Raw genomic sequence first — 17,428 nt, 5'->3', positions numbered from 1 at the left:
GGTCCTTTCTAGCGGTTTGCCCGGGAAAATCCGGACGTGGGTTGGTTCTGGATGGCGGACGGGGACGTGCCCAGCTTCAGAGCGGTCACGGGGTTGCCACCGCGGCGGGTGTGCGGCCCGCGAGGACGTCAACCGCGCCTTGGGCGGCATCCCTGACCGTGTGGGCCATGCCTTGACGGGTGAATCCCATCAGGTGCGGAGTCAGGACGACGTTTTCGTGGTCGAACAAGGCGTGGTGGGCGGGCGGCTCGGGATCGTACACGTCCAGGCCGAGCCCCGAGAGCTGCCCGGACTGTAGTGCCTCGTGGACGGCGTCGAGCTCCACGAGGCCTCCGCGGCTGCAGTTGATGAGGATCGCTCCGGGCTTCACGGCCTTGAGCCGGTCCGCGTTGATGAGGTTGTGGTTTTCCGGTGTCAGGGGCGCGTGGAGGGTGATGAAGTCGCTGCCTGCAAGGAGCTCCTCCACGGTGCCACAGCGGATCTCGGCGGGGATTTCGGCGAAAGGATCGTAGGCCAGGACTTTCAGCTCGAAGGCCTCGGCGATACGCGCCACCCGGCGGCCTATGCGGCCGTAACCGATGATGCCGAGCGTGAATCCCTCGAGGTCTCCGACGCCGACGGCGGCACGTTGCTCCCAGCGTCCCTCGCGGACCAGCGAGGTCAGCGGAGAGAGCTTCTTGACGAGCGCCAGCAGGTGGGCGAACACGCCTTCGGCCACCGAGGCGGTGTTGCTTCCGGGCGTGATGACCACCGGGATTCCGCGTCGCTTCGCTTCGGCGACGTCCACGAGGTCCGTTCCGACGCCGGTCCTGGCGATGACTTTGAGGGCGGGCATGCGGTCCAACAGTTCCCGGTCCACGCGGTAGGCAGCCCTGACGATCGCGGCATCGGCGTTGGCCAGGTCCTCGTCGGTGGGGTCCTGGATGAGCCGCTGGTGTTCGGAGAGCAGCGGTTCCACGAGGTCTGGCTCGACGCTGCCGAGAGCGACAAAGATTTGGGGTGTGGTTATGGAAGCCATCGTCATCCTTGAAGATGTGGAGGGGTATGTGGGCGGCGCCGGGAATGGCGACCGCTGATAGGTCTAGAAAGTTAGAGGCCCAGGAGGCTGGATTTCCGCACGACCAAGTGGGGCGTGACGGAATGGTGGACGAACCCGCTGCCTTCACCATGGATGCGTTCCAGGAGGGTCTTGGCCCCCGTGACGCCGATGGTGGCGCTGTCCGGGTCGACGGTGGTCAGTCCAAGGCGCGGCATGGCACCGAGCGCGATGTTGTCATAACCGGTGACGGCTATTTCGACGCCGCGTTCATCGGCAGCTGTCATGGCTCCAAATGCGGCGAGGTCGTTGATGCAGGCCAGCGCTGTGGGGCGCTGGTGCTCGGAGCGGGAGGCCAGGGCCCGTTGCGCGGCAACATAGCCGGACTCCTGGAAGAAGTCGGCGTCGACCACGCGGATATAGCGGGCCAACCCGTGCTCTTCCATTGCCGCCGAATACCCGTCCACGCGTTCCCTGCCAACCGAGCCACCAAGACCGCCAAGGTGCACGATGTTCTCGTGTCCCTGGGCGATCAAGTGCTCAACAACCATGGACATGCCGAGGGCGTCGTCGCTTCGCACGATATCGGCGGTGTCGATGTAGTCGGGTCCGCCACCGGCAAAGACCACAGCCCCGCCTGAAACGGCGCGGCTGAACGGTGCTTTGTCAGGCACGGTTCCTACGACGAGCAGGCCCGCGACCCGCAAGTCCCGGAAGGCCTGCAGGATGGACTGGTCCACTCCCCTGCCCGCCGCCGTGACCGCACTGAAGAGGACGGTGTGCCCGGCCTCTTCAAGTACGGTCCGTGCGGCGTCGGCGACGTCGAAGGCCCACGGGTTGTGCATGTCGCTGACCAGCACACCGATGGTTCCGCTGTCCCGTGTTGCCAGTGACCGGGCCGCGAGGTTCAACTCGAAGCCCATCTCCTCAACAGCCTTGAGCACCCGCTGGCGGCGTTCGTCGCTGACGCGCGGTGAGTCGCGCAGCACGAGTGAGACCAAGGACTTGGAAACGCCGGCGCGTTCTGCCACGTCCATGATCGTCGGCCGCCGGGCGGATGGAGGTGCCATGGTTATGCCCGCGCTGCCGTGGTGCCGTGGATTTCCTCGATCTTCTGCCATTGACCGGACAGCGAGGACGCTTCCGCGGCGCTGACAATGGCAGCGGCTGAAGCGGCATCGTGGATGTTGGAGTTTTCCTGTGCTCCTCCGGTGACGGCAACGAGGAACTTCTTGGCCTCGATGACCTTGAGGTCGTCAAACCCCATGCTGTTGCCGGGCCCAGGTTGGAAGTGGGAGTAATCCCCATGGCGCGGGCTGGCGTTGACGGTGGTGTAGCCCTGCTCGTCGTTGTTGCGGCCCAGGCAGACCTTGAGTTCGTTCATGCGCTCGAAGTCCCATTTGAGCGAGCCTTCGGTCCCGTAGACCTCGATCTGGTAACCGCATTCGGGTCCAACGGCAACGCGTGAGGATTCGATGGTGCCGACGGCGCCAGCCCCGCGGGCGGACGGGCCGAATCGGACCAGCGCTGCAGCGTAGTCCTCATTCTCGACCTCTCCCATTTCACCGTTTTCGATCACCGCGAAGTGCGTCCCTGACCCCATCGCCAGTTTGGGGCGCTGCGTGTAGACCGTGCTTGTGAGCGCGGTTACCTCGGCGATCGGCCCAACTACATATTGGCACAGGTCCGTTGCGTGGCTGAACAGGTCCGCCAGCACGCCGGTACCGGCAAGTTTCCGGTCAAAGCGCCAGGACAGCGCACCGTTGGGTTCGGACGCGTACCCGGAGAAGAACACGGCGCGGACGTTCGTGATGCGGCCGAGCCGCCCGTCCGCGATGAGCTTCCTGGCGTGCTCTACTGCCGGGGCGTGGCGGTAGTTGTAGCCGATGGAAGTCACGACGCCGGCCTCCACGGCGGCTTCCTGCACGGCTGCGGTTTCCTCGTAGCCGCGTCCCACGGGCTTTTCGATCCAGAAGTGCTTGCCGGCTTTGGCCGCCGCGATGCCGATTTCGGCGTGCAGGAAGTTGGGGGCGCAGATGGAAACGACGTCGACGTCCGGGTGGTTCAGGACATCGTGGTAGTCGGTGGTGCCCTCCGCGAAGCCAAGGACATCGCGGGCGTAGTCCACCCGGTCCGGTGCCGTGTCCGCCGCGATGACGAGCTTGGTGGTCAGGCCGAGCTCCGGGTAGGCGTAGGGGACCGTCTGGTAGGCGCGCGAGTGGAGCTTTCCCATCCATCCGACGCTGATGAGGCCTACACCGACTGTGCGGGATTCTTGGCTCACGTTATTGCCTTTCTCATTGAAAATTCTTGTCAGTTGCGGGCGGTGTCAAAAGCGACGCGGAACGCCGCCGCCATAATGGTGGAGTCCGAGCCGATGGCCACGAACCGGAAGCCCTGGCGGACATACTTGGCTGCCGCCACGCCGTCCACAGCGAGGATGCCGGCCGCTTTGTTGTGCAGCTGCGCGGCGGCGACCACCCGTTGCAGTGCTTCTTGGAAGGCGCTGCTATCCAGTTGCATCGGCACACCCAGGGCGAAGGACATGTCCATCGGTCCGACGAAGAGGACATCCACGCCGTCCTGCGCCGCGATCTCCTCGACGCGCTCCAGTGCGTCGAGGGTTTCGATCTGGACGATTCCGACGGTTGACTGCTGGTCCGCGCTCAGCGGAGCCCTGTCCATGCCCCAGCGGCAGGAGCGGTTGTAGGTTGCCACGCCACGGTCGCCGTAGGGCGGATAGAGCATGTGCTTCACGGTGTGCTTGGCTTCTTCAACGGTGTTCAGTCGGGGCACCATGATGCCTGCCGCGCCTTGATCGAGCACGCGACCGATGCGGATCCGTTCCCCGCTCTCCACGCGGACAAGAGTGGGGACGCCGTAGCTTCCGGCCGCAAGGACACCGTCGCGCACGGCATCTTCACCGCCGGAACCATGCTCAAGATCGATGAGGACCCAGTCCGCGCCGGCAGCGGCGCACACTTCCACCGCGGTGGCCGAAGCCATGCCAACGAAGGTCCCCACTGTCACCTCCCCGGCTGCCAAGCGGCGCCGCAGCCGGCCGCCGTCGAGCGGTCCGCCGTCGTAATTGCTGCCGCCCGAGGCGCTCATCCGAACCACCGCTGGCGGCTCTTTGCCTGCTCGTAGTCGGCGCGGAGGGTGCGGACCCATTCCTGACCGGACACTTCTGCGGGAGCTACGTCCCACCAGACATCGCCGCCGGGCAGGTCGACGTGGGGAACGGTTGGCACCACGATCACGACTGGTCCTTGGGTGTCGCGGGTGGAGGCCAGCGCTTCCCGGACCTCTGCCGCAGTGCTTGCCCGGATAGCGAGGGCGCCCAGGCCTTCGGCGATCTGCCGCAGGTCCACCTTGAGGTAATCGCCATCCAGCCGCGCCTTGGGGGCGTCTTCGACGGCGACACTGCCCCCGGTGGTGCGGTAGCGGAACTCGTTGCCGAATTCCTTGCCACTGCGGTTCATCTGGAGGCGGTGGATGACCTGGTAGCCGTGGTTCTCGGAGACAACAATCGTGACGTTGAGGCCTTCCTGCGCGGCGGTGAGGATTTCGGTGGGTGCCATGAGGAACGTGCCGTCGCCGATGAAGGTAACCACGCGGTTGTCGTTGTTGCCCTCGGCCAGGCGGACGCCCATGCCGGCTGCGATTTCGTAGCCCATGCAGGAGAAGCCGAATTCCAGGTGGCAATTGCGGTTGCCCGTGGCGTCCCAGACTTTTTGGAGGTCACCGGGAGGTCCTCCGGCCGCGGCGATGATGGTGTCTCCGGAGCGGGCGTGCTCCTGCATCAGGCCGATCAGCTGCGGCTGGGTCAGGACAGCACCGGTGACCGGCGCGTCGGGGTGGTCTTCCGGGCGGAAGGGAGTGTCGGCGTCGAGCCACTGGGACCGGATGGGGGCCCACTTTGCCTTCTCGGAATGGACCGTTTCCTGCCACTTTTCGCTGGTGCTGTGGCCCTCCAGGGAGCGGGCAAGTGCTTCCAGTCCGAGGCGTGCGTCCGCCAGGATGCCGGTGGCACCTTGCTTGCGGGTATCGGCATCCACGATGTTCAAGGACGCGAACCGGACGTCCGGGTTTTCGAAGATGGACTGCGAACCGGTGGCGAAGTCGGTGAGGCGCGTGCCGACGCTCAGGACCAGGTCGGCTTGCTTGACCAGGGTGTTGGACGCGAAGTTGCCCTCCAGCCCGACGCCGCCCACTTGCCACCATTCGTCCTTGGTCACGGCGCCCTTGCCGCCGAAGGTCTCGACGACGGGAATTCCGGTCTGTCCCGCCAGCGCCTCGAGCGCGGCGTGGGCGTCGGAGTAGTGGATACCGCCGCCGGCGATGATCACGGGACGCTCGGCTGAGCGGATGAGCCGGGCGACGTCGTCGATCTCTTCCAGGTCCGGCAGCGGCCGGCGGATCTTCCAATCGCGCGGCTCGAAGAATTCGGCCGGGAAGTCGTAAGCGTGGGACTGCACGTCCTGGGGCAGCGAAATGACCACGGCGCCGGTGTCGGTGGGGCTCGTGAGCACGCGCATGGCCTGCGGAAGCGCGGTCAGGAGCTGCTCCGGGCGGTTGATCCGGTCGAAGAAGCGCGATACCGGGCGGAACGCGTCGTTGACCGTGGCATCAGCCTCGGTAGGGTGTTCGAGTTGCTGCAGCACCGGGCCCTGGTGCCGGGTGGCGTAGGTGTCGCCCGGCAGGAGCAGGAGCGGAATCCTGTTCACTGTTGCCAGGCCGGCCGCGGTCACAAGGTTGAGTGCGCCCGGGCCGATGGAGGCCGTGACGGCGAGGACTGCCTGGCGACGGCTCGCCTTGGCATACGCAGTGGAGATGTGGGCCAGGTACTGCTCGTGCCGGCCTTGGATGAACGGCATGTCGTCGGCCAGTTCGTCCAATGCCTGTCCCAGGCCGGCCACGTTGCCGTGGCCGAAGATGCCGAGGGCTGCGGGGACCAGGCGGCGGCGGACGCCGTCGGCCAGCGAATACTGTGCGGACAGGTACTTGATGACCGCTTGGGCCGTGGTGAGCCTGATGGTCTGAGATGGTGTGGTCATTGCCTTATTCCCGTTGTCGTGGTTACCAGGGGCGCCCGTGCAGGACGACCGTCTTCTCTTCGGTCATTTCCTGGACAGCAGAGCGGACGCCTTCCTTGCCGATCCCGCTGCCTTTCAAGCCCCCGTAGGGCATGAGGTCGGCCCGCCACAGCGGCGACCAGTTGATGTGGATGTTGCCGGCGTCGATCTGCCGCATGGCCTGGACCGCTCCGGCGACGTCGTTCGTGAAGATGCCGGCGCCCAGGCCGTATTCGTTGTCGTTCGCCATCGCGATGGCGCTTTCCATGTCCTGCGCGGACGAGACGGCGACGGCGGGTCCGAAGAGTTCGTTCCGGCTCAGCGGCGACCGGGGATCGACGCCCGCGACGACGGCGGGAGTCACCACGGCGCCGTCACGGTCACCGCCGGTGAGGACCCGGGCGCCCGAATGGCGGGCCTCAAGGATGGACGTGTGGACGCGTGCTGCTTCCCCTTCGGAGATCAGCGAGCCGAGCCGGGTGCCCTCTTCCTTGGGGTTGCCCACGGCGATCGCTTCGACCTTCGGGACCAACGCGTCCAGGAAGTCCTTCTCCACCCGACGGTCAACGATGACCCGCTGAACGGAAATGCATACCTGCCCGGCGTTGACGTAGCCCCCGGCAGCCACCGCGGTCGCGGCGAGTTCGAGGTCCGCGTCCGGCAGGATGATCACAGGGCATGAGGCCCCCAACTCGAGGGACAGCTTCTTCACTCCCGCGATCGAACTGATGCGCGTTCCGATGCTCGTAGACCCGGTGAAGGACACCTTGCGGACCCGCGGGTCAGTCACCAGCACATCGCCCAGGGAGCTGCCGGGTCCGGTGATCACGGACAGCGCCTCGGGCGGCAGGCCGGCGTCGACGAAGCACTGTGCCAGCTTCAGCGCCGTCAGCGGCGTTGCGCGTGCGGGCTTGAGTACGACGGCGTTACCGGCTGCCAGCGCGGGTGCAATTTTGTGCAACACCAGCAGGGCGGGGTAGTTGAACGGGGTGATGGCGACGACGATGCCCACCGGCTGCCGCAAGGTGAAGCCGATCTTGTCCAAGCCAGTCCCGGCGTTTGCGTCCAATGGAAGCGTGGAACCGTACAGCTGGCTTCCCTCATAGGCAGCGAGGCGGATGATGTTGCCGGAGCGGCTGGCCTCGCCCCGCGCCTCCGTGATGGGCTTTCCGGTTTCTGCGCTAATCGTCTGGGCGATGTCCTCGGCGCGTTCATCCGCCAGGGCGGCTGCACGCAGGAGGATGTCGACACGGACATGGGCCGGCGTGGTCTTTTGCAGGTGGGCACCGATCTCGGCCCGGTCAAGGGCGGCCTGGGCGTCCTGGACTGTCGCCACAGGAACCGTGTCGATGGTCCGGCCGTCGAAAGGCGAGCGGACTTCCTCGGTCCTGCCGTCGGCGGCACCGCGCCAGTTTCCAGCTATTAGCATTTCCATGGTTGCTCCATCAGGTTGTGAACTTTTGCGCTCAGTGGCGCTTGGCGTTGCTTTCGTATGCCGCGTCAGCGACTTCGGCGACTTCGGCTTGGACTTCCTTGAGGGCTTGGGTGTGTCCGCCGAGTTGTTCGAGTTCGTGGGCGAGTTCGGCCAGTTCCGCGCCGCCGGCCATCTGGGCGGTGAGTTCGTCCAGGGTGATGTCCTTCTTGTCGTAGTAGCCGATGGACTTGCCGCGCTTGAGCAGCAGGAACCGGTCCCCGACGGGGAAGGCGTGGTGCGGGTTGTGGGTGATGAAGATGACGCCCAGTCCGCGGTCGCGGGCCTGCAGGATGTAGCGGAGCACGACGCCGGACTGCTTGACGCCCAGCGCTGCGGTGGGTTCGTCCAGGATCAGCACCTTCGCCCCGAAATACACGGCCCGGGCGATCGCGACGCACTGGCGTTCACCGCCGGAGAGCTGGCCGATGGGCTGTTCCACATCGCGCAGGTCGATGCCCATCTGGGCCAGTTCCTTCAGGGTGATGTCCTTCATTTTCTGGACATCCATGGACTTGAACGGCCCGAACCCGGTGGTCAGTTCCGAGCCGAGGAAGAAGTTGCGCCAGATCGGCATCAACGGGACCACGGCCAGGTCCTGGTACACGGTGGCGATCCCGGCGTCCAGGGCGTCCCGGGGCGAGTTGAACTTCCGCTCATCGCCCATGACGTGCAGCACGCCTTCGTCGTGCTGGTGCAGGCCGGCGATGATCTTGATCAGCGTGGACTTGCCCGCGCCGTTGTCCCCCAGCACGCAGGTGACGCGGCCGTTGTCCACGGCCATCGTCACGTTCCGCAGGGCGATGATGTTCCCGTAGTGCTTACCGACCCCGTCCAGGGAGAGCAGGTGCACGGGGGTGTGGGTCAGCGGGTCCTTCTCGTCCCGCAGCAGGGTCTGCTGGTCGATCTGTTTGGCATTCATTTCTTCGGCGGCCTTTCTACTTGAGCTCTGCGCGGCGTTTGACGATGAGGTTCACGATGGTGGCCAGCAGCAGCATCAGGCCCAGGAAGAACTTGAACCAGTCCGGGTTCCACTGCGCGTACACGATGCCCTTGTTCGCCATCCCGAAAATGAACGCGCCGATCGCCCCGCCCACGGCCGAGCCGTAGCCGCCCGTGAGCAGGCAGCCGCCGATCACCGCGGCGATGATGTACAGGAACTCGTTGCCCACGCCCTCGCCGGACTGCACCGCGTCGAAGGCGAAGAGGTTGTGCATGCCCAGGATCCAGCCGCAGAACCCGACCGCCATGAACAACCCGATCTTGGTCTTGGTCACCGGCACGCCCACGGCGCGGGCCGCGTTCGCGTCCCCGCCCACCGCGAAGATCCAGTTGCCCACCTTCGTGCGCAGCAACACCCAGGACGCGACCGCGACCAGGATGATCCAGAAGAACACCGTGATCTTCACCTCGACCCCGCCGATGCTGATCGAGGACGCGAACACCGCGTGGGCCGAATCGAAACCGTCCAGCTTGGAAATCGACGGGGAAGACACCGACCCCCCGATCAGGCGGGTCAAGGCCAGGTTCAGGCCCGTAAGCATCAGGAACGTCGCGAGCGTCACGATGAAGGACGGCAGCTTCGTCTTGACCAGGATCCACCCGTTGATGAAACCGATCGACAGGGAAACCAGCAGGGCGATGACCACCCCCACCCAGGCGTTCATGGAGAAATACCAGCTGAATAGGGACGCGGTCAGGGCCGAGGAAATCACGGCCACACCGGTGGAGAGGTCGAACTCGCCACCGATCATCAACAACGACACCCCCACCGCCATGATCCCGATCGTCGAGGAACCATAAAGGATCGTCGCCAAAGCATTCGGCTGGGTGAACGTCCCGGACACCGAAGCGAAGAAAATGAAGAGGACGACGGCCCCCACGAGGGCACCGACCTCGGGACGGGCCATCAACTTGCTCAACGGGCCCCGCTTCGCGACCCGCTCATCCGCGGCAGTTTTGGGCGCCGGGGCAGTAACTAAAGCCATGGAACACACTTCCTTCTCTGTCAGCTCGCGCGGCAAGGAAGTCATGCCGCGCGAGCTGAACCATCATCGGATTAGCGGATGCCCTGCTGAACGAACTTCAGCACATCGGAAATATTGGACTTGTCAACGATCGTCGGGCCCGTGAGGACAGGCTGCCCGCCACCGACCTTGAAACCACCAAGTTTGTTCTGCCAGATCGAGTCAATGGACAGGTAGCCCTGGAGCCACGGCTGCTGGTCCACAGTGAACAGGACCTTGCCATCGTTGATCGCCTGCGCCAGCGCAGGGTTCAGGTCGAAGCTGGCCACCTTGATCGGGCTGTTGGCATCTGCCACGGCCTTGATAACGGTCAAGGTGATAGGGGCGCCGAGCCCGATGATCACGTCAGCATCCTTGCTGGCCTGCAGCTTCGCCGTCGCAGTGGACTGCACCGCCGTCATGTCGGCCCCGTTGACATAAAGGATCTCAGTGCCGGGCACCTTCGTCTTCACACCCGCGCACCGCTGTTCGAGTTGCACCTGTCCCTGTGACTGGATCACGCAGATCGGGTGCTTGTACCCGTCCCCCGCCAGCTTGGCGCCGACTGCCTCGCCAGCCAAGGTCTCGTTGGAGCCGAAGTGGGTGAACGCCCCCATCTGCGCGGAGACGTCCCCACCCGCGTTGAAGCTCACCACCGGGATGCCCGCGGCGGTGGCCTTCTTCAGCACATCCTTCATGGCGCCCGGGTTGGCGATCGTGACCGCGATGCCGTCGACCTTCTGGTCGATGGCCTGCTGCACCAGCTGGGACTGGCGCCCCGCATCGGCGTCACTCGTGTAAAGAACCTCGACATTGTCTTTCGCTGCCGCGGCCTCCGCACCCTTGCGCACGATGTCCCAGAACGTATCGCCGGCCTCGGCGTGGGTGATGAGCGCAACCTTGATCCGCGGAGTGCTTGCCGCCTGCCCCCCACCCGCGGCGTTGGCGGTGTCGGCCGGTTTCCCGCCCCCGCTTGAGCATGCTGCCAGGGCCAGAAGCGGTACTACGGCAAGGGCTACTGCGCCCCGCCGCCAATTGAACTTTGCCACGTGAGATCTCCTTTGATGTCGCGTACTTCGACCGTCGACCCCGTTGCTGTGCCTTCAAAGACATGGTGGGAGGACGGAAACCATCTAGCTGTGAACGGATGTGATCCACATCGCTTTGTGGAACGCTCCAACGCTAAATCAAGGCTTGACCAATTGTCAATGGAGCGTTCCAATTGAATAGTCGACGGGTGTTCCCACCCACCTGCCTTAACTAGCCGCGCACCGTCGCGAGGAGAACGATGACGTACTCAAGCACCCCCGAACTAATCGCGACCTGCTGGACGAGCGCAGGAAATATCGCGCCGTTGAATACCCCCGAGATCAGTCCCGTCCCTATCGGCGAGCGTTTGGAAGCCATCGCCTCAACCGGATGGGCCGGGTTCGGATTGGCGTACGACGATCTCGTCGCTGCAAGGGACACGATCGGTTTCTCCGGGCTCAAGGATCTCATTGACCAAGCAGGCTTCCGCCACGTCGAAGTCGAGTTACTCACGAACTGGTGGGACGATTCCCTGTCCCATGAATGGAGGCCCCAGTTCGAGCTGCTCCTCGATGCCGCGGAAACGCTGGGGGCGCGCTTCATCAAGATTGGAACGGCGTTCGGCGAGCCATTGGAAGATCTTGATTTCCTGGTGGAGCCGCTGCGACGGCTGACAACCGAGGCCTCGGAAAGAGGAACCCGGATTGCCCTTGAGCCCATGCCGTTCTCGATGGTCGGATCGATTCCCGCGGCCGCCGAACTCATGAGGTCGGTCGATATGCCCGAATGTGGCCTGGTGGTTGACTACTGGCATGCCTTCCGTGCTGGAACGAGCTTGGAGGAGCTGTCCCGCAGCGTGACCGCCGAGCAGATTTTCGGGGTGGAACTCAATGACGCTGACGCGGAAATCAAGGGCACGCTCTTCGAGGACACTCGCGACAATCGCCGCCTTTGCGGAGAGGGCGACCAAGACGTCGCAGGGTTCATCACAACGCTCCAGGCCATCGGTTTCAAAGGGCCGTGGGGTGTGGAAATACTCTCCGAACAACACCGCACACGTCCGGTTCGCGAAGCGCTGGAATCCGCCCACTCGACGGCGCTTGCCTGTTTCCCCGCTTGACGCGCCTCCCGCCAACCCAACTGACTCGCATTTGTTGTCGTTATGGGGCCTCATAACGACAACAAATGCGAGCTAGTTGGGTGGGGACGCACAGAGAAACGTTGTGACCCAGCTAATGGCGCGGATCTCGGGGTGCTGATAACTTCCCAATGATCGGCTGAATTGATTGGTGGTGTCCCGTTGCGATCAATCATGGCCCATTTCCGTGCGCTCAATACCGTTCCACCGGCAAGCAACGATCACCTGGCTGCCGTCCGCGTCGCACTGAGCGTCGCCGTGCCGGCGCTGGTGCTTCTTGCGGTTGGCCGCGCGGACCTCATCATCTACGCCGTGTTCGGCGCCCTGACCGGCATGTACGGCCGTGCCGAGTCGCACCAATTGCGGCTCAAGCACCAGGCCCAGGCTGCAGCGGTGCTCCTGGCCGGTGTCTCGGTGGGCACGTTCTTGTCCGTCTCCCATATCCACTCGTGGGGATTGGTAGTGGTCGAGACGCTCTTGGCAGGCGTGGGCTCGCTGTTCTCGGACAAGGTGCGGCTCAAGCCCAACGGGCCCTTCTTCGGAATTCTGGCATTGGGGGCATGCGCTTCCGTCCCCGCGCACATTCCATTTTTCGCTGCAGTCCTGATCTGCGCGGCATCGGCTGCGTTCTCGATGGTGGTTGGCTTCGCCGGATGGCTTCGGTACCGGGGGTGGGAACGCGGCGCCATCCGGGACATTCCGGCATTCAACACTCAGCTGCGGCAGGCAGCCGGGCTTCACGCGGCAAGGTATGTGCTCGCCGTCGGCGCGGCAGGTGCTTGCGGAGTGCTCACGGGCAGCGGGCACCCGCACTGGGCCATGTTCGCGGCAGCTGCCCCGCTGGCCGGTGCCGACACCCCGGGGCGGCTGCACCGCGGCATCCACCGCATCGTGGGGACGTTCCTCGGATTGGCGATTGTCGCCGTCGTACTCTTTCCGGGACCGCTCTCTCCGCTGCACTATTTCCCCGGGCAAACCACCATCATCCTGGCCCTGCTGGTGATCGGTTTCCAGTTCCCCACCGAGTTGTTCATGGCTCGGCACTACGGCTGGGCCATGGTGTTCTTCACTCCGTTCATCTTGCTCATGACTCAGTTGGCGGCGCCCGCGGATCCTGGAGTGCTCGTCCTGGAACGCGGAGTAGAGACGCTCGTGGGAGCCGTGATCGGGATCGCCGTGGCCGTGCTGGTCCAAGCGCCCCGGCTTACTTCGCGGGGCCGATCTATTTCAGGGGCCTCCGGGGCGGACCCGACGTAAGCTTCGCCGGCAGGAAACGCATGACGGCGGTGATCGCTTTGTACCGCTTCGTCGGGATGGATACCCCTTTGCCCTTGGCGTTGTCTTCCAGTCCTTCCCGGACAACGCGCTCGGCCTTGAGCCACAGGAAACGCGGAGCCACCGATTTGTCCATGCCCATGCGATCGTGGAATTCGGTGTGGGTGAACCCCGGGCACACCGCGGTGACCTTCACACCGCTGCGGGCATAAGCAGTGTTCGCCCAACGGCTGAAGCTGACTTGCCAAGCCTTGGCTGCCGAATAGCTTCCCCGGTTCGCGAACGCCGCAACGCTCGCGACGTTGATGATCCTCCCGGACTTGCGTGCCAGCATCACTTCCAAGGCCGCGTGGCACAGCTCCAGGGGTGTCTGGACATGCAGTCGCAAATGCCGCTTTTCGTCTTCCACATCGTTCTTCTCGAAAGAATTCAGCAAACCGATTCCAGCATTGTTGACCAGCACGTCCACCGGCCGCGAAGCGTCACGCAGCCTGGCTGCAACAGCCGCAACCCCGACGTCGGAGGTCAAGTCCGCGGGCAGGACCTCCACCGAGATACTGAAGTCCCGCTCAAGCACCTCAGCGCTTGCCCGCAGCCGCCCCTCGTCGCGCGCCACGAGGACGAGGTGATGGCCGGATTCGGCCAGTTGGCGCGCGAATTGGGCGCCGAGTCCGGCAGTAGCCCCGGTGACCAAGGCGGTGAGTTCGTTGGCACGAGTTGTCATGCGCCCAGACTAGCCCCGTTAACCCTCCGTGTGGTGATGTCCGTCCCGGCCGTCAAGCGGCATCTTGACGGCGGTACTCGTTCGATTCCTGTGCTCGCGGTAGAGTGCCTCAAAATGCGCCCGTATAAACCGCCGAAGGGCGGGGCAGCGGCTGCCAAAAAAAGGGGGAACAGACAGTGGACGAAGCTCATGCCCGGATTGAATTCCGCGAAATCGACGAGCACGGTAATTCGCTGGAGCATCACCTAGAGACACCTGAGGCCGTCCGAGGGGGCTCGGTGAATCCGTTCATCATCGGGCTGTGGGCACTGGAGGTGGCGCTCGTCATAGGCATCATGGTGATCATCAACGAGGCTATGACCCCGTTCACCCCCAGTCCGGGAAATACGATGCCCCCCGCGTACTTCTTGACAATCATGATCCCGCAGCTTCTCCTGGCCGCAGCCCTGATCTTGGCGACGCTGCTGTTCTGGCACGCTTGGCAATGGCAGAAACGGAAGGCACAAAAGTAGGCACCTTCCCGGGATGGCAGGAAAGACGCCGCGCATTCGTCTCGCTTCAGCTAGGACTGAGGTGGCGTGCGGCTGGGGTCTCAGATCCAGCCGCACGCCGTGCAAGGATCCATTGATCCCCGCACGCGCCCCGGGCCGTGAGTCGCATGGGGGCGCACGGCCCCATGGGCACGGCCTGGCATGCGGTCCATCGAGAACGAGCTCCTTCGTTGCGGCCCCCAACAGGTCCGCCAGGAGTCTCATTCCATCCCATGCCAGGCACTAACTATGTGTCGCGGGGACATGAATCGTGTCGCGAACGTCGCAAGTTCTTTCCGAAAGAACCGTCGAAATGCCGGGTTCATGATTTATTCGGCGGGCCGGTCTTCCGGCATCGAAACGGTGAGATCAACGATGCGTCCCTTGGCCGCAGCTTCGCGCACTGACCAGATTGCTGCGATGGCCGCATCCTCGTCCTCAAAAGCCTTGGATGTGAGCAGGACGTCTCCATTTTCAGTGACGAGTTGGAACCGGAGGTGGGCGTCCGCGTCAACGTAGAGTTTGAATTGTGAGGCCATTGCAGTGCTTTCTTGTCGGGAGGTAGGTGCGCTTCAGGCCTTGCGTTCCTCAAGCGTTTGAATCATCGGCTTCGCCGGCGGTTCCAAGCCCGGGAAGCCAGGTAGAAGGCGAGCAAGCCGCCGATGAAATAGACCACCCAGAACGGGAATCCGATGTTGGATTGGCGTCCCGCGAGGGTTTTCTGCTCCGGCGCGTCTTTGGGGATGTCCGCGATCCGGGAGGCGTGAACAAGGAGCCGGTGCGAGTTGACTCCAATGGGTGTGCACGTGACCAAGGTGACGGAGTCCTGGCCAGGGATGATTTTCAGTGAGGAGATGTCATCCGGCTTGACCACTTCGATCCTGTCCACTTTGTAGAGGAACGTGTGCTCCATGACTTCGGTGGAAAAGATGTCACCCGTTTTCGCGCTGTGGAGGGGATTGAAGAGTTCCGCGTTCGGGATTCCCGAGTGCGATGTGAGCACGCTGTGAGTGCCGGGGCCGCCCACGGGAAGGGAAGAACCATAGAGATGGCCGACTCCTTTGGCAAGGACGTCGTCGCTGGTTCCGTGGAAGATCGGCAGATCGATGTTCAGGGACGGGTAGCGGAATCTTCCGATCACCTCGTCGTTGGCGACGTTGAGCTGGCTCTGATAATCCCGCAGCTGCCCTTCCAAAGCCGGGGCCGGGGCGTGGGCGGAGTACGGGTCCCGCAGCTGTCCGGCAGGGATCCGGAAGTTGTATTCGCGTGCCCGGTCCAACACTTTCGTCCGGGCAGAGGGTTCAAGCTGTTCGACTTCCTGCGCGTAGCCGGAAAGTTGGTTGTTGTGGGAAATCGAGCTGAACCAGTCGGCTGCCTGGGGGTAGAGGACCAGGCCCAGACCGATGGCGGCAACGACCATCATGGTCACAAATCTCCGGTCGGCATGGCCACGCCTGATGTTTGTGCGTCCACGCGTCCCTTTTCGGGGGCGCCGACGGCCGCCGTCCGGACCGGTTTCGGAACCCTCCATGAATTCTTTGAGGGTTTGGGGCATTGGGGCCTCTTGCTGTGATGGACGGGAGAGGTATGGGGCAACCACCATACTGGCGGATGCCCCATACCCTGCATCAAGGGATGCGGGTCACCGAGGGGTGTTTACTTTGCCTCGTTGCGCTTCCGTCGGCCGGTGACCATGAAGAGACCGGCGCCTGCCAGCACGAGGATCCCTCCGGCGGTCAGGGCCCAGGTTCCCACACCACCGGTGAGGGGCAGCTGGAACCCGGCGTTGTGCGGGACGTTGTTGATCGTCACTGTGACCACTGACGGGTCGTTGCTGGTGACCGTGGTCTCGACGGGCTGGGCGAGCAGCTCGTAGCCGGACGGGGCCTTGGTCTCCACAAGCCAGTAGCTCTGGTAGCCGGGCTGGCCCGGGGTCACTGTTGCCCCGTTGGCCCAGTTGGAGTAACGCAGTCCGGAGATCACCAGGTTGCCGCTGGCATCGGTGGTCCAGGAACTGGCACCTCCGACGCTGATCGCGTTCGTGCCGGCCAGGGCATCGGCCTGGGTCGGGTAGACCGCGAACACGGCACCGGCCAGGGCCGCGGAGCTCTGGGAATCCTTCTTGTGCAGCACGATGTCGCCCCACTTGGTAATAACTGGAGGAGTGACGACCGGACCGTTGGGCTGGCCCGGGGTGATGGTGAAGCTGGCCGCGTTCGGGTAGACAAGAGCCGTGTTCGCGATCTCACCGACCGTACTGACGGTGGAGTTCACCGTCACCAGGACCTTGGCCGTGGGATTGGCCGCGAGCACGGCCCGGCCGGTGGCGGTAAAGTCGACCGTGAGGGTCTTCGTGGCCGTGTCGAACACGACCGTGTAATCGGTGTTCAACACCAGTGCCGCGTTGTTCGAAAGCGCCACTGTCGAGCTGGTGTAGCTCAGCTTCGAATCGAGCTGGTCGACAATCCGGTATCCATCGATCGGGTTCACGTTGGGAATGTCGGACGTGATGGTCCACGTCACCGCGTCACCAAGCTTGATCGCGGAGGCGTCGTTCACGGTCTTCGTCGCTGTAGTCACGGCGTTCTTGGGATAGACGTTCACGTCATACAGCCAGCTGTTCCCGCCCGCGGGGTCCGTCATCGGAAGGGTCACCAGGAACGGGGCCGAGGGAGTGACACCGGCAGGATAGCCGGTCTCCGTCACCAGATACAGGCCCAGGGGAAGGTTCCCCAGGCTCGCCGTTCCGTTCGCGTCCGTCGTGGTCGTGGAGCCCGGGGTGGCCGCCTGCGCCGCGGCCTGGGCCGGCGTCAAGGCTGACGCGGCAGTCCAGCCCGCGTTGGTCGTCAGGTCAATGTTGTTGACCTTCTGCACTGTGAACGTCACCCCGGCCATCGGGGTCAGTGCCGCGGTCTGGGCCGGGGTCAGTGCCGTTCCATCGTTAGGCAGGTTCGTCGGCGTCGCCGGCTTCTCGTACTTATGGATGGTCAACGAACCCGTCTTGGACGGATCGATGTTCGCGGTGTTCGCCGCGTGTGCACCTCCGGCTCCGAGGGCGAGCATCCCAGCTGAGGCTATTGCGGCGAAAGAGGCTATTATGCCGCGCCTCACCTTCGATGATTTCATCGTGTTCCTTTCTTGTTC

General features: G+C 64.1%; 16 protein-coding genes. 3 read left to right on the top strand and 13 right to left on the bottom strand.

The features are described 5' to 3' along the window. Positions 1-85: 85 nt before the first annotated feature. From KNN17_RS01780 to KNN17_RS01740, 9 genes are all read right to left on the bottom strand, one after another. Positions 86-1,018 (bottom strand): hydroxyacid dehydrogenase, encoded by a 933-nt coding sequence (locus KNN17_RS01780; RefSeq protein WP_241707225.1) that lies wholly within the window; start codon positions 1,016-1,018, stop codon positions 86-88. 71 nt (positions 1,019-1,089) lie between these two features. Beyond that, complete coding sequence (locus KNN17_RS01775; RefSeq protein ID WP_241707224.1) at positions 1,090-2,106, bottom strand: LacI family DNA-binding transcriptional regulator; 1,017 nt, start codon at positions 2,104-2,106, stop codon at positions 1,090-1,092. Between the two features lie 2 nt (positions 2,107-2,108). Beyond that, positions 2,109-3,320 (bottom strand): Gfo/Idh/MocA family protein, encoded by a 1,212-nt coding sequence (locus tag KNN17_RS01770; protein ID WP_241707223.1) that lies wholly within the window; start codon positions 3,318-3,320, stop codon positions 2,109-2,111. Positions 3,321-3,349: 29 nt separating this feature from the next. Beyond that, on the bottom strand, positions 3,350-4,147 hold the full coding sequence (locus KNN17_RS01765; protein WP_241707222.1) for an HpcH/HpaI aldolase family protein: 798 nt from the start codon (positions 4,145-4,147) through the stop codon (positions 3,350-3,352). Beyond that, positions 4,144-6,093, bottom strand: a complete 1,950-nt coding sequence (gene iolD, locus KNN17_RS01760; RefSeq protein WP_241707221.1) for a 3D-(3,5/4)-trihydroxycyclohexane-1,2-dione acylhydrolase (decyclizing) — start codon at positions 6,091-6,093, stop codon at positions 4,144-4,146. The genes KNN17_RS01765 and iolD overlap by 4 nt, the downstream gene beginning before the upstream one ends. Before the next feature lie 22 nt (positions 6,094-6,115). After that, on the bottom strand, positions 6,116-7,546 hold the full coding sequence (locus KNN17_RS01755; RefSeq protein WP_241707220.1) for an aldehyde dehydrogenase family protein: 1,431 nt from the start codon (positions 7,544-7,546) through the stop codon (positions 6,116-6,118). A gap of 31 nt (positions 7,547-7,577) precedes the next feature. Next, on the bottom strand, positions 7,578-8,504 hold the full coding sequence (locus KNN17_RS01750; RefSeq protein WP_241707219.1) for an ATP-binding cassette domain-containing protein: 927 nt from the start codon (positions 8,502-8,504) through the stop codon (positions 7,578-7,580). Between the two features lie 16 nt (positions 8,505-8,520). Continuing rightward, positions 8,521-9,570 carry an ABC transporter permease gene (locus KNN17_RS01745; RefSeq protein WP_241707218.1) on the bottom strand — a complete coding sequence of 350 codons (1,050 nt, stop codon included), beginning with the start codon at positions 9,568-9,570 and terminating at the stop codon, positions 8,521-8,523. A gap of 71 nt (positions 9,571-9,641) precedes the next feature. After that, positions 9,642-10,637, bottom strand: a complete 996-nt coding sequence (locus tag KNN17_RS01740; RefSeq protein ID WP_241707217.1) for a substrate-binding domain-containing protein — start codon at positions 10,635-10,637, stop codon at positions 9,642-9,644. Between the two features lie 239 nt (positions 10,638-10,876). Here KNN17_RS01740 and KNN17_RS01735 point away from each other — a divergent pair, with 239 nt between their 5' ends. Then, a complete protein-coding gene (locus tag KNN17_RS01735; RefSeq protein ID WP_241707216.1) occupies positions 10,877-11,737 on the top strand; it encodes a sugar phosphate isomerase/epimerase family protein in 861 nt (286 codons plus the stop codon). A gap of 192 nt (positions 11,738-11,929) precedes the next feature. Continuing rightward, entirely contained in the window at positions 11,930-13,012 is a 1,083-nt protein-coding gene (locus KNN17_RS01730) for an FUSC family protein (protein ID WP_241707215.1), read from the top strand. Here the strand turns inward: KNN17_RS01730 and KNN17_RS01725 are convergent. Next, positions 12,978-13,754: an SDR family NAD(P)-dependent oxidoreductase gene (locus KNN17_RS01725; protein WP_241707214.1), complete on the bottom strand. Its 777-nt coding sequence runs from the start codon at positions 13,752-13,754 to the stop codon at positions 12,978-12,980. The genes KNN17_RS01730 and KNN17_RS01725 overlap by 35 nt on opposite strands. 176 nt (positions 13,755-13,930) lie before the next feature. Here KNN17_RS01725 and KNN17_RS01720 point away from each other — a divergent pair, with 176 nt between their 5' ends. Continuing rightward, positions 13,931-14,266 (top strand): hypothetical protein, encoded by a 336-nt coding sequence (locus KNN17_RS01720; RefSeq protein WP_078106911.1) that lies wholly within the window; start codon positions 13,931-13,933, stop codon positions 14,264-14,266. A gap of 347 nt (positions 14,267-14,613) precedes the next feature. On the opposite strand, the gene KNN17_RS01715 is transcribed toward KNN17_RS01720, so the two are convergent. From KNN17_RS01715 to KNN17_RS01705, 3 genes are all read right to left on the bottom strand, one after another. Continuing rightward, the gene (locus KNN17_RS01715) at positions 14,614-14,823 is read right to left on the bottom strand and encodes a YegP family protein (protein WP_241707213.1); all 210 of its coding nucleotides are present in this window, start codon (positions 14,821-14,823) and stop codon (positions 14,614-14,616) included. A gap of 62 nt (positions 14,824-14,885) precedes the next feature. After that, positions 14,886-15,707 carry a class C sortase gene (locus KNN17_RS01710; RefSeq protein WP_241707212.1) on the bottom strand — a complete coding sequence of 274 codons (822 nt, stop codon included), beginning with the start codon at positions 15,705-15,707 and terminating at the stop codon, positions 14,886-14,888. A gap of 233 nt (positions 15,708-15,940) precedes the next feature. Next, on the bottom strand, positions 15,941-17,410 hold the full coding sequence (locus tag KNN17_RS01705) for a SpaH/EbpB family LPXTG-anchored major pilin (RefSeq protein ID WP_241707211.1): 1,470 nt from the start codon (positions 17,408-17,410) through the stop codon (positions 15,941-15,943). Positions 17,411-17,428: the final 18 nt, after the last annotated feature.

The sequence above is a fragment of the Arthrobacter bambusae genome, from assembly GCF_022606295.1.
Classification (GTDB): domain Bacteria; phylum Actinomycetota; class Actinomycetes; order Actinomycetales; family Micrococcaceae; genus Arthrobacter; species Arthrobacter bambusae_A.
The sequence above is the reverse complement of the archived record's forward strand: the minus strand, read 5'-3'. Positions and strand labels throughout refer to the sequence as shown.

What these genes read in the sequence shown, in the direction of transcription:
- KNN17_RS01755 (WP_241707220.1), bottom strand. Translation starts at nt 7,546, where the DNA reads ATGGAAATGCTAATAGCTGGAAACTGGCGCGGTGCCGCCGACGGCAGG.
- KNN17_RS01725 (WP_241707214.1), bottom strand. Translation starts at nt 13,754, where the DNA reads ATGACAACTCGTGCCAACGAACTCACCGCCTTGGTCACCGGGGCTACT.
- KNN17_RS01710 (WP_241707212.1), bottom strand. Translation starts at nt 15,707, where the DNA reads ATGATGGTCGTTGCCGCCATCGGTCTGGGCCTGGTCCTCTACCCCCAG.
- KNN17_RS01780 (WP_241707225.1), bottom strand. Translation starts at nt 1,018, where the DNA reads ATGGCTTCCATAACCACACCCCAAATCTTTGTCGCTCTCGGCAGCGTC.
- iolD (WP_241707221.1), bottom strand. Translation starts at nt 6,093, where the DNA reads ATGACCACACCATCTCAGACCATCAGGCTCACCACGGCCCAAGCGGTC.
- KNN17_RS01775 (WP_241707224.1), bottom strand. Translation starts at nt 2,106, where the DNA reads ATGGCACCTCCATCCGCCCGGCGGCCGACGATCATGGACGTGGCAGAA.
- KNN17_RS01750 (WP_241707219.1), bottom strand. Translation starts at nt 8,504, where the DNA reads ATGAATGCCAAACAGATCGACCAGCAGACCCTGCTGCGGGACGAGAAG.
- KNN17_RS01735 (WP_241707216.1), top strand. Translation starts at nt 10,877, where the DNA reads ATGACGTACTCAAGCACCCCCGAACTAATCGCGACCTGCTGGACGAGC.
- KNN17_RS01745 (WP_241707218.1), bottom strand. Translation starts at nt 9,570, where the DNA reads ATGGCTTTAGTTACTGCCCCGGCGCCCAAAACTGCCGCGGATGAGCGG.
- KNN17_RS01715 (WP_241707213.1), bottom strand. Translation starts at nt 14,823, where the DNA reads ATGGCCTCACAATTCAAACTCTACGTTGACGCGGACGCCCACCTCCGG.
- KNN17_RS01765 (WP_241707222.1), bottom strand. Translation starts at nt 4,147, where the DNA reads ATGAGCGCCTCGGGCGGCAGCAATTACGACGGCGGACCGCTCGACGGC.
- KNN17_RS01730 (WP_241707215.1), top strand. Translation starts at nt 11,930, where the DNA reads ATGGCCCATTTCCGTGCGCTCAATACCGTTCCACCGGCAAGCAACGAT.
- KNN17_RS01705 (WP_241707211.1), bottom strand. Translation starts at nt 17,410, where the DNA reads ATGAAATCATCGAAGGTGAGGCGCGGCATAATAGCCTCTTTCGCCGCA.